An 8879-nucleotide genomic window follows, 5' to 3' on the forward strand; every position below is an offset into this window, starting at 1 on the left:
TTCCCGGCGTTGATCGCCGGTGAAGGGCCGTTTCGGTCGTGGACGCTTGCTGCGCCGCCCGCTTAGCTGTTCGGCCCGCGGTCCATGCTGACGGGCTGCCAGCGGCGGAGCGCGGTGTTCTGCAGCACCGACGGATTGACGCAGCTTACCGGCCACATGCCCTGCAACACCAGTGACAATTCGTAGCCCACCCGGCGCTTGCGCGCCTCGTCAAACCGTGCCGAGGCCGAGGCGACATGGGCGGTCAGGGTCACGTTCTCCATGCGGAGCAGGGGATTGTTGTGCGAAGGGGGCTCCTTCTCCAGCACGTCCAGGGCGGCGTGTGCGATCCAGCCCTCCTGCAGCGCCTTGATCAGGCTCTCCTCGTCCACGGTAGCGCCGCGGCCGGTGTTGATGAAGATCGAGCGCTTCTTCATCTGCCGGAAGTGCTTCTCGGTCAGCATGTGGTGCACCTCGGGCCGCGCAGGGGCATGCATCGATACGAAATCGGATTGCGACAGCACCTCGTTCAGCGTCGCCGGGATCACGCCGTGGTCGTACATCAGCGTCTCCTGGATGAAGGGGTCGTAGGCCATCATGCGCAGCCCGAAGGGCGCGGCGCGCTTCGCGACCGCACGGGCGACGCGGCCGAACGAGATGAAGCCGAGCGTCTGGCCCATCAGCCTCGGGATCTTCAGCAGCGCCGGCCGGCCCTCGGCCCAGCGGCCATCGCGCACCATGCGATCCTGCTCGACCAGGCGGCGGAAGCCCGCGAGCAGAAGCATCATGGCGTGGTCGGCGACCTCCTCGATGAAGGTGTCGGGGATGTTGGTGACCGGAATGCCGCGGGCCGTGGCGGCCTTGACGTCGACACTGTCGACGCCGACCGAGCCGAGCGTGATCACCTTGCAGCTCTCGAGCGCGTCGATGATCGACTTGGTGATCGGGATGCCCTTGGCGTAGATCGCGTCGGCGTTCTTCGCGGCGGCGATGAACCCGGCCTCGTCGGCGGGCCCCTCGACGATCTCGGCATCGATCGGATCGAGCGCCTCGCGCTCATAGGAATAATCGCTGCCGGCGACCGTGAAGCTCGCACCCTTCGGCGTCACCACCCTGTATTTCGGCATTCTCTGCTCCCGATTTGGTTTCTTGTTGTGGCCCGCCTCGACGAGCGGGCCTTTGCGTCTTTTACGCGAAAGCCGGGCGAGTGCGTACAATTCACGGTTGTTGCAGGCGAGGTATATTTCCGCTTTTCCGTGCAAGTTCCGGGCTTCTACGGAGGTGCGTAAGTAACTTGCTAAGGGCTCCGCCACTAAGACTTGATTCGAATTTGATCGATCTCGTCGTGCGCCCGTACCCCATTATTGCCGGAGCAAACCCGTGAAGTTGAGCAATCTGAAGATCGCCTCGAAGCTTGGCATTCTCGTCGGCGTCACGCTGTTCGGCCTCTGCATCTCCGGAGTTCTCGCCGGCTATCTGATGAAGCGCGAGATGGTGAATGCGCGCATCGACCAGGCCAAGGCGATCGTCGAGCTGGCGCGCAACTATGCCGCCGCGTTGAAGAAGCGCGTCGATGCCGGCGAGATGACGAAGGACGCCGCGATGGCCGAGCTTCGCCGCTACGGCAACGCGATGACCTATGACAAGGGCGCCGGCTACCTGTTCGGCACGTCCTATGACGGTCTCACCCAGCTTGCGCCCGATCCGAAGGTGATCGGCACCAACCGAATGGACGTCGTGACCAACGGCCGCAAGCTGTCGCTGGAATTGATGAACGGCGTCAAGGCCAACGGCGAGATCCTGCTTCACTATGAATATATGAAGCCCGGCCAGGAAACGCCGATCCGCAAGATCGGTTACGCCGTCGCGGTCCCCGGCTTCGACATGTATCTCGGCACCGGCGCCTATCTGGATGACATCGACGCCAAGATGGGTCCGGTCTACTGGCTGCTCGGCCTGGCGGTGCTCGGCATCGTCATCGTTGCCGGCAGCGTCGCCTGGATGATCGGCCGTAGCATCAGTGCTCCGCTCGGCCTGCTCGGCACTCGGATGAAGGATCTCGCCGACGGCAAGCTCGAAGGCGACATCCCCGGCGTCGGCCGCGGCGACGAGGTCGGCGCGATGGCATCGACCGTGCAGATCTTCAAGGACAACGCGGTTCGCATCCGCGACCTCGAGAAGACCGAGGCGGACGCCAAGGAACACGCCGCGGCGGAACGCCGCAGCGCCATGGAGGAGATCGCCAACGACTTCGAACGCAGCGTCAACGGCATCGTCCGCTCGGTCTCCTCGGCCGCAGCCGGCATGCAGACCACGGCCCAATCGATGACCGCGACCGCCAGCGACGCCTCCTCGCGCGCGGCGACCGTCGGTGCCGCCTCGCAGAAGGCGTCCGGCAATGTCGGAACCGTTGCGGCCGCCGCCGAAGAGCTGTCGAGCTCGGTTGCGGAAATCTCCCGCCAGGTGACGCGCTCGACTGAAGTCGCGAGCCGTGCCGTCAGCGATGCCGAGCGCACCAACGCCACGGTGCAGGAGCTCTCCACCGGAGCCGAGAAGATCGGCGAGGTGGTCAAGCTCATTCACTCGATCGCGGCGCAGACCAATCTGCTCGCGCTCAACGCCACCATCGAGGCGGCGCGGGCCGGCGAGTCCGGCCGCGGCTTCGCCGTGGTCGCCTCCGAGGTCAAGGCGCTCGCCAACCAGACCGCGAAGGCGACCGAGGAGATCTCCGCCCAGGTCGCGGCGATGCAAACCTCGACCAGCGACGCGGTGTCGGCCATCTCCGGCATCACCCAGACGATCGCCGAGATGAGCGAGATCACCGCCGGCATTTCCGCATCGATCGAGCAGCAGGGCGAGGCGACGCGCGAGATCGCCCGCAACATCCAGTCGGTCGCGGCCGGCTCGAGCGAGATCAACGCCCATATCGGCAGCGTCACCTCGGCCGCGGAAGCGACCGGCAGCGCGGCCAGCGACGTGCTCACCAACGCCCGCGAGCTGGACACCCAGTCCGGCGCACTGCGCGATGCCGTCGATGGCTTCCTCGCCAAGGTCCGCGCGGCGTAAGGCGTCGCGCAAGCTCATCGCGGGCAGTCATTCCGGGGCGATGCGCAGCATCGAACCCGGAATCTCGAGATTCTCAGGTGCGCAATTGCGCACCAGAGTTCGCGCTACGCGCGCCCCGGAATGACTGGGCTACTGCTTCTCGATCTTCGCGTTGGCGATCAGCTTCTCCCAGAGCACCAGCTGCTCGTTCACGAAGGTGCCGAGCTGCTCCGGCGTGCCGGAAAAAGCGTCCATGCCGAGCGTGGCGAGCTTGGCCTTGACCTCCGGGTTCTCGATGATCTTGCGGATCTCGGCGTTGAGCCGCGTCACAATCTCCTTCGGCATGCCGGCCGGGCCGAAATAGCCCTGCCAGGACGTGATGTCGAAGTCCGGCACGCCGGCCTCCTGCATCGAGGGCAGGTGTGGCACCAGCGGCGTGCGGTTCTTGGTGGTGACGGCGAGCGCGCGCAGCGCGTTGCCGTTGACATGGGGCAGGCCGGTCAGGATGTCGACGAACATCATCGACACGCGGCCGCCCATGACGTCGTTGAGCGCCGGCGGCGAACTCTTGTAGGGCACGTGCAGCAGGTCGAGCCCGGCATTGTGCGCGAAGGTCGCGCCCGACACGATCGCCGCCGACGAGCCCGAGGCGTAGCTCAGCTTGCCCGGATTGGCCTTGCCATAGGCCACCAGCTCTCCGACCGTCTTGGCCGGCACCTCGGGATTGATGACCAGCATGAAGGGCAGATCGCCGGTGCGGGCGATCGGGGTGAAATCCTTGACCGGATCGTAAGTGAGGCTCTTGAGCAGATAGGGATTGGCCGAATGCGTGGTGTTGGTCGTCACCAGCAGCGTGTAGCCGTCGGGAGCAGCCTTCGCGACATGGGTCGCGGCAAGCATGCCGTTGGCCCCCGCCTTGTTCTCGATCACGATGGGAACGCCGAGCGCCTGCGACAGGTGCTGCGAGATCAGCCGCGTCGTGGTGTCGGTGCCGCTGCCGGCTGCAAACGGCAGCACCAGCGTGATGTTGCGGCTGGGATAGGTGTCGGCGTGAGCGGCGGACGCAGCCGTGAGACAAAGCGCGGCCGCAGCGACGGTCCGCAGGTTTCGAATCAGCCCTGAAATCATGTTGGTCGTTCCCTCTTTTTGGTTGGCCGGGAACCTAGCTTGTCCAAAGGGGAATCGGAAGATGGCTATAGGTCGTGACCGCGTCCGTCGCGCGGAATTACTTCACCGCCGAGCTCCGGCGCGATGCAAGAACGACCCCGGCGAGCACCAGGGCGTAACCGATCAGGTGGAACGGCTGGAGCTTCTCGCCCAGCAGCAGGATCGCCAGCGCCGAGCCGAACACCGGCACCAGATGGAAGAAGGGCGCCGCCCGGTTCGGCCCGATCAGCGCCACGCCGCGGTTGAAGAAGAGATAGGCGAGGGTGGAGGGAAAGATCAGGATGTAGCCCAGAGTCGCCAGCGTGATCGCGTCGAATTGCAGCACGCGGCCGCTCGCCGCCTCCCAGATCGCCGTCGGCAGCAGCATCGTCGCGCCGCAGCAGGTGGTGAAGGACAGGAAGGAGAGCTGGTGGATCTTGGGCCGGCGCGGGATGAAGGCCGAGTAGAGCCCGAACGCCACCAGCGAGGACGCGAACATGATGTCGCCCCTGTTGAAGCTGATGCTTGCCAGCGCGGCGAGGTCGCCGCGCAGGATGATGATCAGCACGCCGAGCAGCGAGATCGCAATGCCGCCGAGCTGCGCGCCGGTCAGCCGCACGCCGAACAGCACCAGCGACCACAGCGCCACGAACAGCGGACCCGCCGACTGGATCAGCAGCGCGTTCAGCGCCTCGGTGTATTGCAGCGCCCAGTACGAGACCGCGTTGTTGAACGCAAAGCCGACCAGCGACAGGAACAGCATCAATGGCATGCTCTGGCGCAAGGCAGGCCAGTCGCGCTTCAGATGCGGCCAGGCGAACGGCAACAGGATCAGGAATACGCCGAACCAGCGGATCGTGGTGATCGTCAGCGGCGGTACATGCGCCCCGACATGGCGCGCGATCACGATGTTGCCGGCCCAGAACAGCGAGGTCAGGCTGAGCAGCAGATAAGGCTGGTTGTTGAGCCAGCTGGCCGGATTGGCGGCCGGTGGCGCGGGCGAAGCGGTCGTCATTGGCGTTGGACACAACTTGCGCCCGATTGCCGCGATGGCACAAGTCACAGCGCCGCAATGCTACAATGCAGCCGAGCCTTGAGGAGGTGCCATTGGCGGTCAATATGTTGAACATCGAGGGCCTTGACCGGCTCGACCCGAATGCGCCGGTGGTGATGCTGAACCTGATGCGCTTCCACGCGCGCTCGCGCGATGGCGACGGGTCGGGCTGGGAGGCATATTTGCGCTACAGCGCGATCACGGTGCCGATGATCAAGGAACGCGGCGGCACGCTGCTCTGGACCGGTGAAGCCAAGGCGGTCGCACTCGGTCCGCACGCGGGCAACGATTGGGACTTCGTCGCGCTGGTCCATTACCCGTCCGTCTCGGCCTTTCTCGACATGATGACCTCGCAAGCCTACGAGCGCGAAGCCGATCCGCATCGCGTCAACGCCTGCGCCGAGCACGTGATCATCGCGACGAGCGAGGCCTACAGCAAGTTCAAGACGAAGTAGCGGAGCAGGCTTGCTCACCCTCCAGGGGAGGGTGAAAGCGGAACCTGTGCTTGAATGAAAGCGACGCCTACGCCGCCTGCTTTCGCGACGCCGCGAACACGCCCGCCAGCACCAATGCAAAGCCGATGAAGTGAAACGCCTGCGGGTGCTCGCCCAAAAACACCATTGCCATGACCGAGCCGAACACCGGTACGACGTGGAAGAACGGTGCGGCGCGGTTGGCGCCGATCAGGCGCACGCCGCGATTGAAGCAGAGATAGGCGAGCGTCGAGGGGAAGACGGCGACGTAGAACAGGGTCAAGAGATTCGGCCCGTCGAGCTTCATCACCGGGCGAGCGGACAGTTCCCAGATCTCCAGCGGAATGAGACAGGCGGCGCCGCAGCCGAAGGTGAAGGCGAGGAACGAGAGGCCGTGCATCGGCGGCCGCCTCAGTGACAGCACCGAATAGAGCGCGAAGATCAGGAGCGCGAGCAGGAAGATCAGGTCGCCCTTGTTGAAGTCGATGCTCGACAGCGTGGTGAAATCGCCGTGCAGCAGGATGGTCAGCACGCCGCACATCGACAGCAGCACGCCGAAGGCCTGCGCGGCGGTGAGACGAATGCCGAGGATGACCAGCGACCACAGCGCCACCAGCAGCGGCGCGGCCGACTGCAGCAGCAGCGTGTTGAGCGCCTGGGTGTGCTCCAGGGCCCAATATTGCAACGTGTTGAACGCGCCGATGCCGGTGACCGAGAGCGTGACCATCAGGCCGAGCTTGCTGCGGATCGCCGGCCAGTCCTGCACGAGGTGCTTGAAGGCGAACGGCAGCACCAGCAGGAAGGCAAAGAACCAGCGCAGGAATGACAGCGTGACCGGCGGAATGTGGCCGGCCGCGAGCCGCCCGACGATGGCGTTGCCGGCCCAGCACAGCGCGGTGATGCTGAGCAGCAGATAGGGCTGGTTGGCGATCCAGCTGTGGCCGGATGTTTCCGCGCGCGTGGTCTGGCCGGTGGCGGACATTGTGATGGTTGGGCCCCGCGTCGAGTACGCCGAGCCCTCCGGCCCGGCGAGGTCCGGGCCGGCTGATCACCCGGCAGGTCCAAAGACACGGAAAACGAGGTTGCATCAACGGGGACGGGCGCATCGCGACCATGCTGGCGGCGAAGGCGGCCTCTCCCGCTTTGGTCGAAGCTGTTGCGCCGGGCTGCCAGGGTTGGGGATTTTCCGCTTATATCAAGGGCTTGGACCGGACATTGGCCTCTGAAAAAGCCCCGTTCTTGCTTGCCTAGAGAGGCTGCTTCCTTTATCCGGTTGGCTGCCTTGCGTGCGGGCGGCCCCGGCTGCCGATTGGGCTGGGCGCAGGCGTGATCCCGGAAAAGTGGGCACCGGTTTTCCGCGAGGATCATGCCTTCTAGAGACAGATTGAACAGGATTACCCGCGAATGGCCAATGTTGTCGTCGTCGGCGCCCAATGGGGCGACGAAGGGAAGGGCAAGATCGTCGACTGGTTGTCGGAGCAGGCGGATATCGTCGTCCGCTTCCAGGGCGGCCACAACGCCGGCCATACGCTGGTGATCAACGGCAAGACCTACAAGCTCGCGCTGCTGCCCTCCGGCGTCCTGCGCGAGGGTAAGCTGTCGGTGATCGGCAACGGCGTCGTGTTCGACCCCGCCGCCTTCCTCGACGAGGTCGCCAGGCTCAGGTCGCAGGGCGTCGATGTCGGCCCCGACAACCTGCGTGTCGCGGAAAACGTCACGCTGATCCTGCCGCTGCACCGCGAACTCGACGCGCACCGCGAATCCGCCAGCGCCGCCACCGCGATCGGCACCACCCGCCGCGGCATCGGCCCGGCCTATGAGGACAAGGTCGGCCGCCGCGCCATCCGCCTGATGGATCTTGCCGATCATCAGACGCTGCCGCACAAGATCGACCGCCTGCTGGCGCACCACAACGCGCTGCGCCGCGGCCTCAACCTGCCGGAATTCGACGGCGCAGTGATCCTGAAGGAGCTGATGGCGATGGCGCCGCAGCTCCTACCCTATGCCGAGACGGTCTGGCGGCTGCTCGATATCGAACGGCGCGCCGGCAAGCGCATGTTGTTCGAGGGCGCTCAAGGCGCGCTGCTCGACGTCGACCACGGCACCTATCCCTACGTCACCTCGTCCAACACGGTGGCGGCCCAGGCCGCGACCGGCGCCGGCCTCGGGCCGGGCGCGGTCGGCTACGTGCTCGGCCTGTGCAAGGCCTACACGACCCGCGTCGGCCAGGGCCCGTTCCCGACCGAGCAGGACAACGAGATCGGCCGCAAGATCGGCGAGCGCGGCCGCGAGTTCGGCACCAATACCGGCCGTCCGCGCCGCTGCGGCTGGTTCGATGCCGTGCTGGTCCGCCAGGCGGTCCGGACCTGCGGCATCAATGGCCTGGCGCTGACCAAGCTCGACATCCTCGACGGATTCGATTCGATCGAGGTCTGCACCGGCTACAAGCTCGACGGCAAGGAGATCGACCATTTCCCCGCCGGCGAGGGCGCGCAGGCCCGCGTCGAGCCGATCTACGAGACCATCGAGGGCTGGAAGGAGCCGACCGCCAATGCGCGGTCCTGGGCCGACCTGCCGGCGCAGGCCATCAAATATGTCCGGCGGATCGAGGAATTGGTGGGATGTCCGGTTGCGCTGCTTTCCACCAGCCCGGAACGCGAAGATACTATCCTGGTGCAAAATCCGTTTGAGGCTTAACGATATCTTACCGGGACGCGCGTATAGTTGAGTAGAAATGGCTGATTACTATCCGCTGATTGCCCGCGCTATTGCCGCCCTGGACCCCAACGCTCCCGGCGAAAGCCGTCGCGCGCTCTATGAGCGGGCGCGCACGGCCCTGATTGCGCAACTGCGCAGCGTGCAGCCGCCGCTCTCCGAATCCGAGATCACCCGGGAACGGCTGTCGCTCGAGGAGGCCGTCCGCAAGGTTGAATCGGAGGCCGCCCAGCGAGCCCGCGAGGCCTCGCGTCCCGGTGGCGGCGCCCGCTCCGGCTCGAGCGGCGATGCCTTCCGCCGCGCCAGCACCCGTGCCACCGAGGCCAACCCGGCAGCCGTGCCGCCGCGTACGCGTCCGGCCCCGACGCCGCCGCGCGCCGACCGCCCGTCCTTCAATGTCGACGACCAGGGCGAGGCCCCGCGGCCGCCACGCGCACCCCGTTTCGACGCCCCGCGCCCACCTAGCC

At 65.9% G+C, this 8879-nt stretch carries 7 protein-coding genes and 1 pseudogene; 4 read left to right on the forward strand and 4 right to left on the reverse strand.

Translation table 11 applies throughout. The annotated features are described in order from the left end of the window. Nucleotides 1-62 precede the first annotated feature (62 nt). On the reverse strand, nucleotides 63-1106 hold the full coding sequence (locus P0R31_RS34880) for a C-terminal binding protein (RefSeq protein WP_275519232.1): 1044 nt from the start codon (nucleotides 1104-1106) through the stop codon (nucleotides 63-65). A gap of 253 nt (nucleotides 1107-1359) precedes the next feature. On the opposite strand from P0R31_RS34880, the gene P0R31_RS34885 reads away from it, so the two are divergent. Then, complete coding sequence (locus P0R31_RS34885; protein ID WP_275519233.1) at nucleotides 1360-3045, forward strand: methyl-accepting chemotaxis protein; 1686 nt, start codon at nucleotides 1360-1362, stop codon at nucleotides 3043-3045. Between the two features lie 129 nt (nucleotides 3046-3174). On the opposite strand, the gene P0R31_RS34890 is transcribed toward P0R31_RS34885, so the two are convergent. Further along, complete coding sequence (locus tag P0R31_RS34890) at nucleotides 3175-4152, reverse strand: Bug family tripartite tricarboxylate transporter substrate binding protein (RefSeq protein WP_275519234.1); 978 nt, start codon at nucleotides 4150-4152, stop codon at nucleotides 3175-3177. A gap of 97 nt (nucleotides 4153-4249) precedes the next feature. Then, nucleotides 4250-5185 carry a DMT family transporter gene (locus P0R31_RS34895; RefSeq protein WP_275519235.1) on the reverse strand — a complete coding sequence of 312 codons (936 nt, stop codon included), beginning with the start codon at nucleotides 5183-5185 and terminating at the stop codon, nucleotides 4250-4252. Nucleotides 5186-5289: 104 nt separating this feature from the next. Between P0R31_RS34895 and P0R31_RS34900 the strand changes: the two genes are divergently transcribed. Then, entirely contained in the window at nucleotides 5290-5679 is a 390-nt protein-coding gene (locus P0R31_RS34900; protein WP_430516885.1) for a DUF1330 domain-containing protein, read from the forward strand. A gap of 67 nt (nucleotides 5680-5746) precedes the next feature. Here P0R31_RS34900 and P0R31_RS34905 read toward each other — a convergent pair whose 3' ends face one another. Beyond that, the gene (locus P0R31_RS34905; RefSeq protein WP_275519237.1) at nucleotides 5747-6679 is read right to left on the reverse strand and encodes a DMT family transporter; all 933 of its coding nucleotides are present in this window, start codon (nucleotides 6677-6679) and stop codon (nucleotides 5747-5749) included. Nucleotides 6680-7101: 422 nt separating this feature from the next. Between P0R31_RS34905 and P0R31_RS34910 the strand changes: the two genes are divergently transcribed. Beyond that, the gene (locus P0R31_RS34910) at nucleotides 7102-8394 is read left to right on the forward strand and encodes an adenylosuccinate synthase (RefSeq protein ID WP_275519238.1); all 1293 of its coding nucleotides are present in this window, start codon (nucleotides 7102-7104) and stop codon (nucleotides 8392-8394) included. A gap of 37 nt (nucleotides 8395-8431) precedes the next feature. After that, a pseudogene (locus P0R31_RS34915) lies at nucleotides 8432-8879 on the forward strand (hypothetical protein); the annotation flags it as partial.

The organism is Bradyrhizobium yuanmingense (genome assembly GCF_029167105.1).
Taxonomy (GTDB): Bacteria; Pseudomonadota; Alphaproteobacteria; order Rhizobiales; family Xanthobacteraceae; genus Bradyrhizobium; species Bradyrhizobium yuanmingense_A.